Source organism: Tistrella mobilis (assembly GCF_041468085.1).
Classification (GTDB): Bacteria; Pseudomonadota; Alphaproteobacteria; order Tistrellales; family Tistrellaceae; genus Tistrella; species Tistrella mobilis_A.
On sequence record NZ_CP121014.1, the window covers coordinates 348,437 to 365,315 of the forward strand.

The window sequence follows — 16,879 nt, forward strand, 5'->3', positions numbered from 1 at the left end:
CCTCCACCGATCGGCACGGCGAGGGCGGGGCTGCGCTTTGGCCGTGCCGATCTCGGGTAAGACGAAGATCAGATCCAGTAGGGCGGCACGCCGTAATGGCGGTGGACCGATTCCTCATAGGTCCGGTCATAGAGCCGCCGCTCGTCGCCGCGATCATAGGTCGGGGCGTTTTCAAGCTGATCGCGGGTCAGATTGACCAGATAACCTTCTTTTGAGGTATCATATTTCAGCACCTCCCAGGGAACCGGGTGGTACTTCTCGCCGATGCCGAGAAAGCCGCCGAACGAGATTACCGCGTAAGCCACGCGACCGTTCAGCTTGTTGAGCATCACGCCGTAGACCGAGCCGATCTTCTCGCCGTCGGCCCCATACACTGATGTGCCCTCGACCCGGTCGGCCGAGATGAGGTTCGAGGTTTCGGTCGTCGCAGGGGTCGCCATGGGAGCGTCCTTCCTCTTGCTGTCCATGCCCACCGGCTGGCGGGTACGGACGGCTCAACACTTGCCCGCATCTTTTGTTCCGGGCTTTAAACCGGTTTAAACCCTGACATTTATTTTCGGCTGGCCTGGACTGTTAAAACATGTCATTTTGCATCAGATGCAGAGATTTCGGAACCAGAATGCCGGTATGCTACTTACAAAAAAAGGTATCTACGAACTGTGGCACGGGCGAATCCTCGTATGAGAGATCTTTATACAAGAAAATCACCGCGATCGGGTGACTGCCTCATCGATAAGATGGGGTATTATCTTGAGCTTTCCCGACAGGATGTGGAACACCTCACCGATCTTCAGCGCCAGGAACAGACATGGCGGATCCGGGATGTGGTGCGCGAGATGGGCGCCCCCACGGAAATGTTCTATGTCGTCAAGACCGGCTGGTGTTTTTCCTACACCATCATGGCCGATGGCCGCCGGCAGGTGCTTCAGATCCATCATCCGGGCGATGTGATCGGCATTCCCGACATCGCCTATGAACATGCCGTCACCGGCCTGCAGGCGGCGACCGACCTTTGTCTCTGCCCGTTCCCGAAAAGCCGGCTGGACACGATCTTCACCGACAGCCCCAGGCTGACCGCGCTGATCATGACGCTCGGCATGATCGACCATGTGGTTCTGCTCGACCGGATCCGCACCATCGGCCGGATGAATGCCGATGAGCGGGTGGCGCATTTCCTGCTCGAAATCCTCAGCCGGCTGCGCATCACCAACCCCGATGTCGGCGACAGTTTCGAACTGCCGCTCAGCCAGGAGCTGATCGGCGACACGCTGGGGCTGACCAATGTCTATGTCAGCCGCACCCTGTCGCTGATGGAACGCGCCGGGCTGATCGAGCGCATCGACCGCTCGATCCGCATCGCCGACGAGCAGGGCCTGCGCGACATGGCGGATTTCCAGGACCGCTATTACCGCATCGACACCTCGTGGTTCCCGGGCGGCACGCTGGAGAAGCTGTCGGCGGGCGCCTGAGCCGCCGCCGTCAGGCTGCGACCCCGGGTCCTCTGGCCATGGGCGGGCGGGCTTGATAGGGTCGGCCCGTTCCGCATCATGCGGACCCGGCCGGAGATCTGCCCCCCATGTACACCACCATCCGTCTGCGCAATGTCAGGGCCTGGGCCGATAGCGGCGAGATCGCTCTGGCCCCGCTCACCCTGTTCTACGGCGCCAATGGTGCCGGCAAAAGCAGCATCGCCCAGGCGCTCGACGCGCTGGCCCGCATCGCCGGGCGTGGTCTTACCGATCCGGCGGCCCTGGTCGCCGCCCTGCCGGGCGATGCCGTGCACGACATGATCCGCGACCGCGACGCCCGGCGGCTGATCGGCATCGATCTGGCCTGGCAGCCGGATGCATCGATGCAGGCGGCCCTGGTGCAGGGCGCGCGCCGGCTGGCGGTGTCGGTTGAACTGGGCCTCGATCCGGCCGGCCGGCCGCGGCTGCACGGGCTTCACTGGACCGTGACCGACAGGGCCGACCGCCCGCTGCGGGTGGTGGCGGTTCATGACGGCAACCCCGTGGACAAGGATGCCGCTGCCATCGATGTGCTGGCCGCCGCCACCGCCGCCGCGGCCGGCCGTTTCGTGATGCTGGGCCCCCTGCGCGCCCGGCCGCGGCGCAGCTATGCCGTGCCGGCGCGGGTGCCGGCGGGCGTGGGGCCGCGCGGGCAGGGCGCCGTGCCGGCCATGGCCGCGGCCGACCGCGCCGGCCGTCGGCTGTCGGTGGACGATGGGGCGGAGCGCGGCTTTGCCGATGTCATTTCCGACCGTCTGGCGGCCCTGGGGCTGGTGGAAGGCGTGGACCTGGTCGATGCCCCGGGCGGGGTGGCGCTGATGGCCCGCGGCCGGCGCGGCGGCCAAGCCCCCTTTGCCGAAGCCGGGTTCGGCCTGTCGCAGGTATTGCCGGCGGCGGTTGCGGCCTTTCTGGTGCCGGCGGGCTCCACGCTCTGGCTGGAACAGCCCGAACTGCACCTGCATGCCGCCGCCCAGGCGGGGCTGGGCGATCTGCTGATCGATGCGCTCGACGCCCGCGAGGGCGGCCGCGCGCGCCGGCTTCAGATCCTGGTCGAAACCCATTCCGAACCGCTGCTGAACCGCATCCAGCGGCGCATCGCCGAGGCGCGGCTGGATGCGGAGCGGGTGGCGGTGCACTGGTGCCCGGGCACGGTGCCGGCCACGATCGAGCGGCTGGAGATGGACGAGACCGGCGAGATCCTGAACTGGCCCGACGATGTTTTCGGCGACGAGATGGCCGATGTCACCGCCCGCGCGGTGGCGGCTGCCGCCCGGCGCAAGGCGCGCCGGGAGGGCGGGGCATGAGCGAGGGACGCATGCCCGGCCCGCGGTGGATCATCGACACCAATGTTCTGCTGATCGCCAACGGCGCCCATGACGATGTCGGGCCCGACTGCGTGGCGGCCTGCGCGCTCACCCTGCAGGAGATCCTGCAATCCGGCCGGGTGGTGATCGATGACGGCTGGGCGATCCTGGAGGAATACGGCCACAAGCTGCGCCCCAATCGCGGCAAGGGGCCGGGGGATGTGTTCCTGAAATGGCTGCTGCGCCAGACGGGCAATCCGGCGCGCTGCGAACAGGTGGCCATCACCCCCGACGAGGCCCGGGGCTGGGCCGAATTCCCCGACGATCCGGCCCTTGGCAATTTCGATCCGCCCGACCGGAAATTCGTCGCCGTGGCCGCAGCCCATCCCGCCCATCCGCCGATCCTGCAGGCGGCGGATTCGAAATGGCTCGACTGGGCGCCGGATCTGGCGCATCACGGGGTGGAGGTCCGCTTCATCTGCAAGGATGAGGCGCAGCGTTTCCACCACAACAAGTTCGGCCGATGACAGGGTTCTTCCGCTTTCCCCAGACCGCCCATGTCGCCTGGCTGGGGGCAGGCGCGCCGCGCGACGACAAGCTGCTCTCGCCCGACGAGATCGATCACCTTCTGGATGGTCCGGTGGTGATCGAAGAGAAGGTCGACGGCGCCAATCTGGGCCTGTCGGTCGATCCCGACACCGGGCTGGTGCGCGCGCAGAACCGCGGCCAGTATCTTCATGCCCCCTTCACCGGCCAGTTCGAGCGGCTGGGCGACTGGCTGGCGCTGCATGAAGACCGGCTGTTCGATGCGCTGGCCATCGACCGGCTGATCCTGTTCGGCGAATGGCTGGCCGCCCGGCATTCCCTGGGCTATGACGCGCTGCCCGATCTGTTCCTGGCCTTCGACGTTTACGAGCGTGAAACCGGCCGCTTCCGCAGCACCACGGCCCGCAACCGCCTGGCGCAGCAGATCGGCATCGAAACCGTGCCCGCCCTGTTTACCGGCCGGGTCACCGACGGCGTCGCCGGGCTTCTGCGCATCCTGACCGGCGCCCGCAGCCGCTATCGCGACGGCCCGCCCGAAGGCATCGTGATCCGGCGCGAGGACGATACCCACCTCATCGCCCGCGCCAAGCTGGTCCGCGCCGATTTCACCCAGGCGATCGGCGAGCACTGGCGCCGCCGGGCGATCGAGTGGAACCGCGTACGACACTGAGCCGACCGCGTCACCCGCCCCCCACCGGCAAAACCCGCGAATACTTCACCTGCCCCAACGCAAAACTCGATTCGATCGAGCCCACCCCGTCCAGCTGGGTCAGCCGGTCCCTCAGAAACGCCTCGTAAGCCGCAAGGTCGGCGCAGACCACGCGCAGCAGGAAGTCGCGGGCGCCGGTCATCAGGTAACATTCCATCACCTCGGGCCAGGCGGTGATGGCGCGGGCGAAGGCGTCGAGTTCGGGGGCGCGCTGGCGTTCCAGTTTGATCGAGACGAAGACCGAAACCGGCAGGCCGACCGCGTTCTGGTTGACCAGCGCCGCATAGCCGGTGATCACGCCGGCCTCTTCCAGCATCCGGATCCGGCGCAGGCAGGGGGAGGGGGAGAGGCCGACCTTGTCCGCCAGGGCCTGCACGGTGGTGCGGCCGTCTTCCTGCAGCGCCCTTAAGATCCGGCGGTCGACGGCGTCCAGATCGGCTTCGGCAGATGCTGCCATGCGGGGGCCCCTTTTTAGCAGAACACTGCGTGCAGTCTGTCTTTGGGACCGAAAATAGGCAAGAACCGCTGCTCAACCCGGCGCAGAATAGGACGTTCGGTGGCAGAGGCCACCGGTGCGACGGGAGGAGTGAAACGCCCATGACCGGCATGGTGACGCGCGAGACTGAAGAGAAGATGGCGGGGCAGCATATGACCGTGCTGGAGGCGCTGAACCGCAAGGCGCTGTGGCTGTCGAACTGGATGATCCACCACGCCAACCACATCCGGCCCAATGCTTCGGGCGTGAAGGTGGGTGGCCATCAGTCGTCCTCGGCCTCGATGACCGCGATCATGACCGCGCTGTATTTCGACGTGCTCCGGCCCGAAGACCGGGTCGCCGTCAAGCCCCATGCCGCCCCGGTCTTCCACGCCATCCAGTATCTGTTCGGCCGCCAGAGCCTGGACAAGCTGAAGGCCTTCCGCGGCTTCGGCGGTGCGCAGTCCTATCCCTCGCGCACCAAGGATACCGACGATGTCGACATCTCGACCGGCTCGGTCGGGCTGGGCGTCGCCTTCACCGCCTTCGCATCCATGGTGCAGGACTATATCCGCGCCAAATCCTGGGCGCGCACCGACCGGCCCGAAGGCCGGATGATCGCGCTGGTCGGCGATGCCGAGCTGGACGAGGGCAATGTCTATGAATGCCTGCTGGAAGGCTGGAAACACGGGCTGCGCAACACCTGGTGGGTGATCGACTACAACCGCCAGAGCCTGGACGGCGTGGTCCGCGAGGGGCTGTACGAGCGGATCGAAGCGATCTTCAAGGCCTTCGACTGGCGGGTGGTGACGGTGAAATACGGCGCCCTGCAGCGCGCCGCCTTTGCCGAGCCCGGCGGCGAAAAGCTGCGCGCCTGGATCGATGCCTGCCCGAACGGGCTCTATTCCGCGCTGATGTTCCGCGGCGGCGCCGCCTGGCGCGAGCGGCTGGAGGATGATCTGGGCGATCAGGGCGAGGTGAGCGCGCTTCTGGCCCGGCGCAGCGATGCCGAGCTGGCGGAATTGATGGCCAATCTGGGCGGTCACTGCCTGGAAAGCCTGCTCGATGCCTTCCACGGCATCCGGGACGACCGGCCGACGGTGTTCATCGCCTATACGGTCAAGGGCTGGGGCACGCCGCTCGCCGGCCACAAGGACAATCATTCCGGCCAGATGACCGAGGCGCAGATCCATGCGCTGCGCGATGCCATGGGCATCCGCGCCGGCCATGAATGGGAGCCCTTCGAAGGGCTGGACCTGGACGAAGCGGTGCTGCGCGACGTCCTGGACCGGGTGCCGTTCAACACCGCGGAGAGCCGCCGGCTGACGGCACCGGTCGCGGCCCCGATCGGCCCGCAATTCACCACCACCGGCACCACCTCGACCCAGGCGGCCTTCGGCCGGATCATGGATGCGATCGCCAAAACCGACAGCGATCTGGCAGAGCGCATCGTCACCACCTCGCCCGATGTGACGGTGTCGACCAATCTGGGCGGCTGGGTGAACCGCCGGGCCTTGTTCGCCGCCGACGAGATCGCCGACATCTTCCAGCGCCAGCGCATCCCCAGCACCCAGAAATGGCATTTCTCGCCCCAGGGCCAGCATATCGAACTGGGCATCGCCGAGATGAACCTGTTCCTGATGCTGGGCGCCGCCGGGCTTGCCCATGAACTGTTCGGCGAACGGTTGCTGCCGGTCGGCACGCTTTATGATCCGTTCATTTCGCGCGGGCTCGATGCGCTGAATTACGCCTGTTATCAGGATGCCCGGTTCATGGTGGTGGCCACACCTTCGGGCGTGTCGCTGGCGGGCGAGGGCGGGGCGCATCAGTCGATCGCCCAGCCGCTGATCGGCATGAGCCAGGACGGGCTCGCCTCGTTCGAGCCGGCGTTCGCCGACGAGCTGGCGGTGATCATGGACTGGGGCTTCGCCCATATGCAGCGCGCGGGCAAAAAGACGCCCGACCCCGATACCTTCCTGCCCGATGCCGCCGGCGGCTCGGTCTATCTGCGCCTGTCGACCCGGCCGGTGGAGCAGATCCGGCGCGAGATGACCGACCGGCTTGCGGCCGACATCCTGGCCGGCGGCTACTGGCTGCGGGCGCCGGAGCCCGGCTGCGAGGTGGTGATCGCCTGTCAGGGGGTGACGATCACCGAGGCAATCGCCGCGGCGGGCATGATCGGCGGCAGCCGCCGCAATGTCGCGGTGCTGGCCGTCACCTCGGCCGATCGGCTGCATGCCGGCTGGACCGCGGCCGAAAAGGCCCGTGCCGAGGGTGAGCCCGGGGCGGTGTCGCATGTCGAACGCCTGCTCGACCAGGTGCCCGACCATGCCGGCCTCGTGACCGTGATCGACGGCCACCCGGCGACGCTGGCCTGGCTGGGCGGGGTGAACGGCCACCGGGTTGCGGCGCTGGGCGTCGACCATTTCGGCCAGACCGGCACGGTCGAGGATCTTTATGCCCATTACGGCATCGATGCCGAGGGCATCGTCGCCGCCGCCCGGCGCTTCATCGGCGGCCGGCGGCGGCGCTGAGCGGCGCCGGCCCGGATCCGGGGGGGCGATCCCCCGGAGTCCTGGCCGGCGGTGTCAGCCGGCCTCGGCTTTCCTGAGGCCGGCGGCCAGTCCGCGAAATTTTTTTACGCGCGCGGCGGCATGCGGCCTGCCCGGGCCGGAAAACCGACCCCATTCAATTCACGACGAAATTTTTTCGGCCCGGATCTCGTTCGGTAATTTTATGACCCTCCGGTGCCGTGAACCGTTCTAGGTGCAGTGCAACTCGCGCCGCGGGCATTGGGGGCGGTCGACTGAATGCCGCCAGAGTTGCAGGCGCCGGCAGGCCGCCGCCACTCTTGGTGTAAAGAGCGGGGATGACAGGCCCGATAATTCGCTGTCATAGTTTGGCCACTCGGAGCGCCCCATCCTCGTCTGGGATGCCATCCTCGTCTGGGAAGTTCGACGCTGATGTCCACATCCGAACACCTTAGCCTGCATGTGCCCGAGCCGGCGGTCCGGCCGGGCGACACACCCGACTTCTCGACCGTCAAGATTCCCAAAGCCGGGGCCGTGCCCAGACCCGAGGTCGATGCCGATCCGGAGCAGATGCGCGACCTCGCCTTCTCGATCATCCGCGTGCTGAACCGCAATGGTGAAGCCGTCGGCCCCTGGGCCGGTGCGCTCACCGATGACGAGCTGCTGGACGGCCTGCGCCATATGATGACGCTCCGCGCCTTCGATGCGCGCATGCTCATCGCCCAGCGCCAGGGCAAGACCTCGTTCTATATGCAGCATCTGGGCGAGGAGGCGGTCAGCTGCGCCTTCCGCAAGGCGCTGGTCGACGGCGACATGAACTTCCCCACCTACCGGCAGGCGGGGCTGCTGATCGCCGGCGGCTATTCGATGGTCGACATGATGTGTCAGATCTATTCGAATGCCCGCGACCCGCTGAAGGGCCGGCAGCTGCCGGTGATGTATTCCTCGCGCGAGCACGGCTTTTTCACCATCTCGGGCAATCTCGCGACCCAGTTCGTGCAGGCGGTCGGCTGGGCGATGGCCTCGGCCATCCGCAACGACACGAAGATCGCCGCGGCCTGGATCGGTGACGGCTCCACCGCCGAGAGCGATTTCCATGCCGCGCTGGTCTTCGCCTCTACCTACAAGGCGCCGGTGGTGCTGAACGTGGTCAACAATCAGTGGGCCATTTCCACCTTCCAGGGCATCGCCCGCGGCGGCTCGGGCACCTTCGCCGCCCGCGGCCTGGGCTTCGGCATCCCGTCGCTGCGCGTCGACGGCAACGATTATCTGGCGGTCCATGCCGTCGCCAAATGGGCGGCGGAGCGGGCGCGGCGCAATCTGGGCCCGACGCTGATCGAATACGTCACCTACCGCGTGGGCGCGCATTCCACGTCCGACGACCCCTCCGCCTATCGTCCCAAGGCGGAAAGCACCGCCTGGCCGCTGGGCGACCCGGTGATCCGGCTCAAGAACCATCTGATCACCCGTGGTGTCTGGTCGGAAGACCGCCACAAGCAGGCCGAGGCCGAAATCCTGGACACCGTGATCGCCGCCCAGAAGGAAGCCGAAAGCCACGGCACGCTGCATGCGGGTGCCAAGCCCTCGGCCCGCGACATGTTCGACGGCGTCTTCGCCGAGATGCCGGCCCATCTGCGCCGGCAGCGCCAGCAGGCGGGAGTCTGACCCCATGCCACGCATGACGATGATCGAGGCCATCCGCGACGCGCTCGACGTGATGATGGGCCGCGACGACCGGGTGGTGGTCTATGGCGAGGATGTCGGCTATTTCGGCGGCGTCTTCCGCTGCACCCAGGGTTTGCAGCAGAAATACGGCAAGACCCGCTGCTTCGATGCGCCGATCAGTGAAAGCGGCATCGTCGGCACGGCGATCGGCATGGCCGCCTATGGCCTGCGCCCCTGTGTCGAGATCCAGTTCGCCGACTATATGTACCCCGCCTATGACCAGATCACCCAGGAAGCGGCGCGCATCCGCTATCGCTCCAATGGTGATTTCACCTGCCCGCTGGTGATCCGCATGCCCACCGGCGGCGGCATTTTCGGCGGCCAGACCCACAGCCAGAGCGTGGAAGCCCTTTTCACCCATGTCTGCGGGCTGAAGGTGGTGGTGCCGTGCAGCCCGCACGACGCCAAGGGTCTGCTGATCTCGGCCCTGGAAGATCCCGATCCGGTGATCTTCCTGGAACCGAAGCGGCTCTATAACGGCCCCTTCGACGGCCATCACGACCGCCCGGTGACCCCCTGGTCGAAGCACGAGGCGGGCGAGGTGCCGGCGGGCCATTATTCCGTGCCGCTGGGCAAGGCCAATATCGTCCGTCCTGGCTCTGCCGTCACGGTGCTCGCCTACGGCACCATGGTCTATGTCGCCCAGGCGGCCGCGGCCGATACCGGCATCGATGCCGAGATCATCGACCTGCGCACGCTGGTGCCGCTCGACCTCGACACCATCACCGCCTCGGTGCGCAAGACCGGGCGCTGCCTGGTGGTGCACGAGGCCACGCTCACCTCGGGCTATGGCGCGGAACTCACCGCCCTGGTGCAGGAAAACTGCTTCCATCATCTGGAGGCGCCGGTCACCCGCATCGCCGGCTGGGACACGCCCTATCCGCATGCCCAGGAATGGGATTACTTCCCCGGCCCCGCGCGTGTCGGCCGTGCCCTTCAAGAGATCCTGGAGAGCTGACCCATGGGCGAGCATATCATCAAGATGCCCGATGTCGGCGAAGGCATCGCCGAGGCCGAGCTGGTCGAATGGCATATCGAGGTCGGCCAGATCGTCCGTGAGGACGCGGTCCTGGCGGCGGTGATGACCGACAAGGCGACGGTGGAAATCCCCTCGCCGGTCGACGGCAAGGTGCTGTGGCTGGGCGCCGAGATCGGCGACGTGGTCAGTGTCGGCGCGCCGCTGATCCGGCTGGAGGTGGAAGGCGAGGGCAATGTCGCCGCCGGTGCGGCGGCACCGGCCGCCGCGGCGTCAAAGCCCGCCGCGGCCCAGCCTGCGGACGAGGAAGACGGCGCCCCGCCGGCCGCCCCCGCCCAGGCGGCGGAGCCGGCGCCCGAGTTGAAGACCGTGCCCAAGCCGCAGCCGGCTGCGAAGCCGCTGGGAGCTGGTGCCGGCACAGTCGCCATGGCCCCGGGTGCCCCCCGGGGGGAGCACGAAAAGCCGATCGCCTCTCCCGCCGTGCGCCATCGGGCGCGCGAGGCCGGGGTGGATCTGCGCCAGGTGCGCGGCACCGGCCCGGCCGGCCGCATCACCCATGAAGACCTGGACCGCTTCTTTGCCGGCCAGGACCAGCGCCCCGCCGCGGGCGGGCTGGTGGCCGATACCAGCGTCAGCGAAATCAAGGTGGTGGGCCTGCGCCGGCGCATCGCCGAGCAGATGACGCTGTCGAAGTCGCGCATCCCCCACATCACCTATGTGGAAGAGGTGGACGTCACGGCGCTTGAAGAGCTGCGCGGCAAGCTCAACGCCGAGAAGGGCCGCGACCGGCCCAAGCTCACCATCCTGCCCTTCCTGATGCGGGCGATGGTCAAGGCGATCGCCGAACAGCCGCGGCTGAATGCGCGCTATGACGATCAGGCGGGCATCATCCATCAGTATGGCGGCGTGCATATCGGCGTTGCCGCCCAGACCCCCACGGGCCTGGTCGTGCCGGTGGTGAAGCATACCGAGGCCCGCGACATCTGGGCCTGCGCCGCGGAACTCTCGCGCCTGGCCGAGGCCGCCCGGAACGGCACCGCAACGCGCGAAGAGCTGACCGGCTCCACCATCACCATCACCTCGCTGGGGGCGCTTGGCGGCGTGGTCACCACGCCGGTGATCAACCATCCGGAAGTTGCCATCATCGGCGTCAACAAGATGATGATCCGCCCGGTCTGGGACGGGTCTGCCTTCGTGCCGCGGAAGATGATGAACCTGTCGTCCAGTTTCGATCATCGCGTGATCGACGGCTGGGATGCCGCCGTTTTCGTCCAGCGTATCAGGTCGCTGCTGGAAACCCCGGCGACCATCTTCATCGAGGGCTGAGACGATGAAGGATATTTCCTGCAAGCTGCTGGTGATCGGCGCCGGCCCGGGCGGTTATGTCTGCGCGATCCGCGCCGGCCAGCTGGGCGTCGACACCGTGATCGTCGAGGCGAAGAAGCCGGGCGGCACCTGCCTCAATGTCGGCTGCATCCCTTCCAAGGCGCTGATCCATGCCGCCGAGGAGTTCGAGAAGCTGGTGCATATGGCCGGGGGCACGTCGCCGCTCGGCATCACCGCCACGGCGCCCAGGATCGATCTTGCCCGCACCGTCGCCTGGAAGGACCAGATCGTCGGCCGGCTGACCGGCGGCGTCTCGGGCCTGCTGAAGAAGGCGCGGGTCAAGGTGGTTCAGGGCCATGCCCGTTTCCGCGACGGCAAGACGGTGGAGGTCGAAACCGAAACCGGCCTTCAGGTGATCAAGGCCGAAGCGGTGGTCATCGCCACGGGCTCCGAGCCGGTGGAACTGCCCTTCCTGCCCTTCGGCGACCGGGTGATCTCGTCGACCGAGGCGCTGGCGCTGCCGGCGGTGCCGGAGCGCTTCGTGGTGGTCGGTGCCGGCTATATCGGCCTCGAACTCGGCACCGCCTATGCCAAGCTGGGTGCGAAGGTGACGGTGGTGGAAAGCCAGTCGCGCATCCTGCCGCTCTATGATGCCGAATTGACCAGGCCGGCCGCGAAGCGGCTGGAAGAGCTGGGCGTCGAGGTGCTGACGGGTGCGAAGGCGCGCGGCCTGTCGCGCGGCGGCGACGGTCTCGTGGTCGAAACCCAAAGCGGGGACGAGATCACCCTGCCGGCCGACAAGATCCTGGTCACCGTCGGCCGCCGCCCGGCCACCCGCGGCTGGGGGATCGAGGAGCTGGTGCTCGACATGCAGGGCCCCTTCATCTCGGTCGGCGAGCGCTGCCAGACCTCGATGCGCGGCATCTATGCCATCGGCGACGTGACCGGAGAGCCGATGCTGGCCCACCGTGCCATGGCCCAGGGCGAGATGGTCGCCGAGATCATCGCCGGCCATAAGCGCGTCTGGGACAAGCGCTGCATCCCGGCGGTCTGCTTCACCGATCCTGAAATCGTGACCGCGGGCCTGTCGCCGGAAGAGGCGAAGCGCCTCGGCACCGAGGTCAGGACCGCCCAGTTCCCGTTCACGGCCAATGGCCGCGCGATGACGAAGCTGGGCGAGCAGGGCTTCGTGCGGGTGGTCTTCCGTGCCGACAACAATCTGGTGCTGGGCATCCAGGCCACCGGCCAGGGTGTCTCGGAACTCTCCGCCGCCTTTGCGCTCGCCATCGAAATGGGCGCGCGTCTGGAAGACATCGCCGGCACCATCCACGCCCACCCCACCCAGGGCGAGGCCTTCCAGGAGGCGGCGCTCAAGGGCCTGGGCCACGCCCTGCATATCTGACCGGGTAACGCCCTGCATATCGACGCCGCGGCCACGCTCCCCTTGGGGGGCGTGGCCGTCGTCGTTCCGGCCTGTAAGCGGCCCACCTTGTGACGCGTCTCACCAGGATTAATGAACCACGGTCATAAAGCCGATCGGAAAATCGCCCCTGATCCGCCCGGCGCCGCTGTGCCATCTTCTTCATCTACCGGACCCGCATCCGCCATGGCTGGCGGAGCAATAACCTCAAGGACGGGGGCGCGGGACGGGGGGCGAGACGACGACAAGGCGGAATGGGGACAAGAGCCATGGCCTTCGAGATCACGATCAACGGCGCCCGCCATCGGGTGGACGTCGACGGCGACACGCCGCTGCTCTGGGTGCTGCGCGACGTGCTGGGCATGACCGGCACCAAATTCGGCTGCGGTGCAGCACTCTGCGGCGCCTGCACCGTCCACATGGACGGCCAGCCGGTCCGGTCCTGCATCACGCCGGTCGAGGCGGTGGGCGAGGCACCGGTCACCACCATCGAGGCGCTGGAGACCCTGCCGGTCGGCCCGGCGCTGCAGGCGGCCTGGGTGGCGCTGGACGTGCCGCAATGCGGCTATTGCCAGTCGGGCCAGCTGATGTCGGCCGCGGCCCTGCTGACCGCGACGCCGAAGCCTTCCGATGCCGAGATCGACGGCGCCATGTCGGGCAATGTCTGCCGCTGCGGCACCTATCCCCGCATCCGTGCGGCCATCCATCGCGCCGCCGGCGCGGCCTGAGGGGGGCGATCCGATGACTCATATCGCGACGACCCGCATGAACCGGCGCAGCTTCCTGAAGGCCGGCGCCGCCGTGACCGGCGGCCTGGTCGTGTCGCTGACCCTGCCTTTGGGCACCCGCCCCGCCGATGCTGGCACCGCCACCGCCGATGCCGCGCGCTTCAGCCCCAACGCCTTCATCCGCATCGATCATCAGGGCATCGCCACCCTGGTGATGCCGATGGTGGAGATGGGCCAGGGCGTGTATCAGGGCCAGGCCATGCTGATCGCCGAAGAGCTGGAGATCGGCCTGGATCAGGTCCGGCTGGAGCATGCGCCGGCCGACCCCGCCTATATCAATCCGCTGATCGGCGGCCAGATCACCGGCGGGTCGACCACCATCCGGGCGATGTGGCTGCCGCTGCGGCAGGCCGGGGCGGTGGCCCGTACCCTGCTGGTCCAGGCGGCCGCCGCGCGCTGGGGCGTGGATGCCGCCGGCTGCACCGCGCGTGACGGCCGCGTGCATGATGCCGCAGGCGGGCGCAGCTTCGGCTATGGCGCGCTGGTCGACGATGCCGCCCGGCTGCCGCTGCCCGATGCCGCCGCCGTGGCGCTGAAGGATCCCGCCGATTTCCGCCTGATCGGCCGGCCGCTCCACCGGCTGGACACGGCCGACAAGGTGAACGGCCGGGCGCAGTTCGGCATCGATGCCCGGCTGCCGGGCATGAAGATCGCCGCGATCGCCATCGCCCCGGTCTTCGGCGGCCGCCCCGCCGGGCTGGACGAGGCGGCGGCAAAAGCGGTGCGCGGCGTGCATCAGGTGGTGACCACCGACGAGGCGGTGGCCGTGATCGCCGACCATTGGTGGGCGGCCCATAAGGGGCTGGAGGCGGCCGCGATCCGCTGGGACGATGGCGACCACGGCAGCGTCGGCATGGCCGATCTCCGTGCCGATCTGGACGCCGCCTCGCGCCGTCCCGGTGCCATTGCCCGCGACGAGGGCGGGGTGGATGCGGCGCTGGCCGGGGCGGCGCAGCGGCTGGAGGCGGTCTATGAACTGCCCTTCCTGGCCCATGCGGCGCTGGAGCCGATGAACTGCACCGTGCACGTCCATGACGGCGCCTGCGACATCTGGGTCGGCACCCAGATCCCCGGCATCGCCCGGGCGGTGGCGGCGGGCATTCTGGGCATCCCGGCGGAGAAGGTCGTGATCCACAACCATCTGATCGGCGGCGGTTTCGGCCGGCGGCTGGAGGCCGACGGCATCGCCCATGCGGTGAAGATCGCCCGTCAGGTTTCGGGCCCGGTCAAGCTGGTGTGGAGCCGGGAGGAAGACATCCGCCATGATGTATATCGGCCGTATTACTACGACCGGTTGCAGGCGGGGCTCGATGCCGGGGGCCGCCCGGTGGCCTGGACGCATCGGGTTTCGGGCTCGTCGATCATGGCCCGCTTCGCGCCGGCCGCGGTGGTCAACGGCGTCGATCCGGATGGCGTCGAGGGTGCCGCCGAACCACCCTATGCCTTCCCGGCCATCCGGGTGGAATTTCAGCGGGTCGAGCCGCGCCATGTGCCGACCGGCTGGTGGCGGGGCGTCGGCCCCACCCACAACGTCTTCGTGGTCGAAAGCTTCGTCGACGAGCTGGCGGCCGCGGCCGGCGCCGATCCGGTCGCCTGGCGTCGCAGCCTGCTGGATGCCAATCCGCGCGCCCGCGCCGTGCTCGACCGTGCCGCCGCGGCGTCCGGCTGGGGCGGGGCGCTGCCGGCCGGCCATGGCCGCGGGGTGGCGCTGCAATACGCCTTCGGCAGCTATCTGGCGATGGTCGCAGAGGTGGAGGTCGCGGCCGATGGCGGGGTGCGCGTCCACCGCCTGGTCGTGGCGGTGGATTGCGGCCGTGCGGTCAACCCCGATCAGATCCGCGCCCAGATGGAAGGCGGCGCCATTTTCGGCCTGACCGCCGCACTCCATGGCGAGATCACCATCACCGACGGCCGGGTGGCGCAGGGCAATTTCGACACCTGTCTGCCGATGCGCATCGACGAGGTGCCGGTGGTCGAAACCCATCTGATCGACAGCAGCGAGGCCCCGGGCGGCATCGGCGAAACCGCCACCGCCGCGGTCTCCCCCGCCGTCACCAACGCCATCTTCGCCGCCACCGGTAAACGCCTTCGCCGCCTGCCGATCGATCCGGCGGCGCTGAAGCGGGTGTGATGGCGGCCCGGCCCGTCTGATCCCCTGATCCGGCGGCGGCTTCCGAAGCCGCCGCCGCGCCTTTCCATCGAAATTGACTGACCGTCAGTCATAATATAGACAGATGGAGCGATCCGGCGACGACCGCCGGCGCAAGGGCCGTCGGGGATGGAAGCCGCATCATGCAGACAACTGAACCTGCCATAGCCTCAGGGGTGCCGGGCCGGGCGGCGATCACGATCGCTTTCGTCCTGGTCTGCCTCAACCTTCGCATTGTTTTCGGCGGGGTGGGGCCGCTCCTGCCCTATCTGTCGCTCGACCCGTTGACGGCCGGCGCGCTCACCGCTTTTCCGCCGCTGTGCATGGGCCTGTTCGCGCCCCTCGGCGCCATGGCAGGGCGACGGCTGGGCGAGCCGCGTGCCCTGTTCGCGGCCATGGCCATCCTGACCGCCGGGATCCTGATCCGGTCCTGCGGGATCACCGGGCTTCTGGCGGGCACCGTCGTTGCCAGCCTGGGCGTTGCGGCGCTGAACGTGCTGACACCGGTTTTCGTGCGCCGCAATTTCGGCGGCCCCCGGATCGGGGTGATGATGGGGGTCTATGCCATGATGATGGGTGGCGGTGGCGGCATCATGGCCGCGCTGACGGTGCCCATCTATCATGCCGCCGGCGACAGCTGGCCGGTTGCGCTGGTCAGTGCGGCGGTGCCCGCCGTCATGGCGCTGGCGGCACTGGTTCCCCTGCTTGGCGCGCCCCGTCCGCCGGCCGGTTCCGGCGGCGCGGCGCGGCGTGCGCACTGGCTGCTCAGGCATCCCACGGCCTGGAGCCTGGTCTGCTTCTTCGGCATCCAGTGCCTTGTGTTCTATGTGATCCTCGCCTGGCTGCCCGCGATTTATGTCGACAAGGGCGCCGCGCCCGCCACGGCCGGCCTCTATCTCGCCCTCTGCATCCTGGCGGTTGCGGGTGGGGGCTTCCTCGGGCCCATGCTGGCGGCGCGCCGGCCGGATCATCGCCGCCATATCATCGCCTGCATCGTGCTCTGCATCATCGGCCTCGCCGGTATTCTTCTGGCGCCGGCGGATATGGGGGCCGTGTGGTCGGTCGTTCTCGGGGTCGGGATGGGGGCGGGGCAGGGGATCCCCGGCGTTCTTTACGCCCGACGGACCGCCGACCAGATCGGCATGATGCAGCTGTCCGGCATGGTGCAGAGTTTCGGATATCTGATGGCTGCCACGGGGCCGGTGATCGCGGCGGCGCTGCACGACTGGCGCGGCGGCTGGGACTGGCCGATCGGTTTCCTGCTTGCCCTGCTCGTCTTCAACGGCTTTGCCGGGCTGCGGGGCGGCCGCGATCACGTCATCGGCGCGGAGCGTGGGTGAAACCCGTGGGCGGATGGGCTATCACTTCGAAAGCGATCCGAAGGGGGCGGCAGATGACCGGGGCGGCCGAAAAGCGACCAAG

The 16,879-nt window shown here is 68.2% G+C and carries 14 protein-coding genes; 12 read left to right on the forward strand and 2 right to left on the reverse strand.

Annotation, left to right across the window (positions count from 1 at the left end; all coding sequences use genetic code 11):
* Window positions 1-68: 68 nt before the first annotated feature.
* The gene (locus P7L68_RS01445; protein WP_371999214.1) at window positions 69-440 is read right to left on the reverse strand and encodes a PRC-barrel domain-containing protein; all 372 of its coding nucleotides are present in this window, start codon (window positions 438-440) and stop codon (window positions 69-71) included.
* 297 nt (window positions 441-737) lie between these two features.
* Between P7L68_RS01445 and P7L68_RS01450 the strand changes: the two genes are divergently transcribed.
* From P7L68_RS01450 to P7L68_RS01465, 4 genes are all read left to right on the forward strand, one after another.
* Window positions 738-1,469: a Crp/Fnr family transcriptional regulator gene (locus tag P7L68_RS01450; protein WP_371999215.1), complete on the forward strand. Its 732-nt coding sequence runs from the start codon at window positions 738-740 to the stop codon at window positions 1,467-1,469.
* 107 nt (window positions 1,470-1,576) lie between these two features.
* A complete protein-coding gene (locus tag P7L68_RS01455) occupies window positions 1,577-2,812 on the forward strand; it encodes a DUF3696 domain-containing protein (protein WP_371999216.1) in 1,236 nt (411 codons plus the stop codon).
* Window positions 2,809-3,339: a hypothetical protein gene (locus P7L68_RS01460; RefSeq protein ID WP_371999217.1), complete on the forward strand. Its 531-nt coding sequence runs from the start codon at window positions 2,809-2,811 to the stop codon at window positions 3,337-3,339. Before P7L68_RS01455 ends, P7L68_RS01460 begins: the two co-directional genes overlap by 4 nt.
* Window positions 3,336-4,028 carry an RNA ligase family protein gene (locus tag P7L68_RS01465; protein WP_371999218.1) on the forward strand — a complete coding sequence of 231 codons (693 nt, stop codon included), beginning with the start codon at window positions 3,336-3,338 and terminating at the stop codon, window positions 4,026-4,028. The genes P7L68_RS01460 and P7L68_RS01465 overlap by 4 nt, the downstream gene beginning before the upstream one ends.
* A 10-nt stretch (window positions 4,029-4,038) precedes the next feature.
* Here the strand turns inward: P7L68_RS01465 and P7L68_RS01470 are convergent, their stop codons facing one another.
* Window positions 4,039-4,524 carry an Lrp/AsnC family transcriptional regulator gene (locus tag P7L68_RS01470; protein WP_371999219.1) on the reverse strand — a complete coding sequence of 162 codons (486 nt, stop codon included), beginning with the start codon at window positions 4,522-4,524 and terminating at the stop codon, window positions 4,039-4,041.
* Between the two features lie 140 nt (window positions 4,525-4,664).
* Here P7L68_RS01470 and P7L68_RS01475 point away from each other — a divergent pair, with 140 nt between their 5' ends.
* The 8 genes from P7L68_RS01475 (at window position 4,665) to P7L68_RS01510 (ending at window position 16,797) form a co-directional block, all read left to right on the forward strand.
* Window positions 4,665-7,076, forward strand: coding sequence for a transketolase (locus P7L68_RS01475; protein WP_371999220.1), 2,412 nt, complete (start codon window positions 4,665-4,667; stop codon window positions 7,074-7,076).
* Between the two features lie 429 nt (window positions 7,077-7,505).
* Window positions 7,506-8,738, forward strand: coding sequence for a 3-methyl-2-oxobutanoate dehydrogenase (2-methylpropanoyl-transferring) subunit alpha (locus P7L68_RS01480; RefSeq protein ID WP_371999221.1), 1,233 nt, complete (start codon window positions 7,506-7,508; stop codon window positions 8,736-8,738).
* Window positions 8,739-8,742: 4 nt separating this feature from the next.
* Window positions 8,743-9,756 (forward strand): alpha-ketoacid dehydrogenase subunit beta, encoded by a 1,014-nt coding sequence (locus P7L68_RS01485; RefSeq protein WP_371999222.1) that lies wholly within the window; start codon window positions 8,743-8,745, stop codon window positions 9,754-9,756.
* Window positions 9,757-9,759: 3 nt separating this feature from the next.
* Window positions 9,760-11,100, forward strand: coding sequence for a dihydrolipoamide acetyltransferase family protein (locus P7L68_RS01490; RefSeq protein ID WP_371999223.1), 1,341 nt, complete (start codon window positions 9,760-9,762; stop codon window positions 11,098-11,100).
* 4 nt (window positions 11,101-11,104) lie between these two features.
* On the forward strand, window positions 11,105-12,502 hold the full coding sequence (lpdA, locus tag P7L68_RS01495) for a dihydrolipoyl dehydrogenase (RefSeq protein ID WP_371999224.1): 1,398 nt from the start codon (window positions 11,105-11,107) through the stop codon (window positions 12,500-12,502).
* A 287-nt stretch (window positions 12,503-12,789) separates the two neighbouring features.
* Window positions 12,790-13,248, forward strand: a complete 459-nt coding sequence (locus P7L68_RS01500; RefSeq protein WP_371999225.1) for a (2Fe-2S)-binding protein — start codon at window positions 12,790-12,792, stop codon at window positions 13,246-13,248.
* A gap of 13 nt (window positions 13,249-13,261) precedes the next feature.
* A complete protein-coding gene (locus tag P7L68_RS01505) occupies window positions 13,262-15,439 on the forward strand; it encodes a molybdopterin cofactor-binding domain-containing protein (RefSeq protein WP_371999226.1) in 2,178 nt (725 codons plus the stop codon).
* A gap of 161 nt (window positions 15,440-15,600) precedes the next feature.
* Window positions 15,601-16,797, forward strand: a complete 1,197-nt coding sequence (locus tag P7L68_RS01510; protein WP_371999227.1) for an MFS transporter — start codon at window positions 15,601-15,603, stop codon at window positions 16,795-16,797.
* Window positions 16,798-16,879 lie beyond the last annotated feature (82 nt).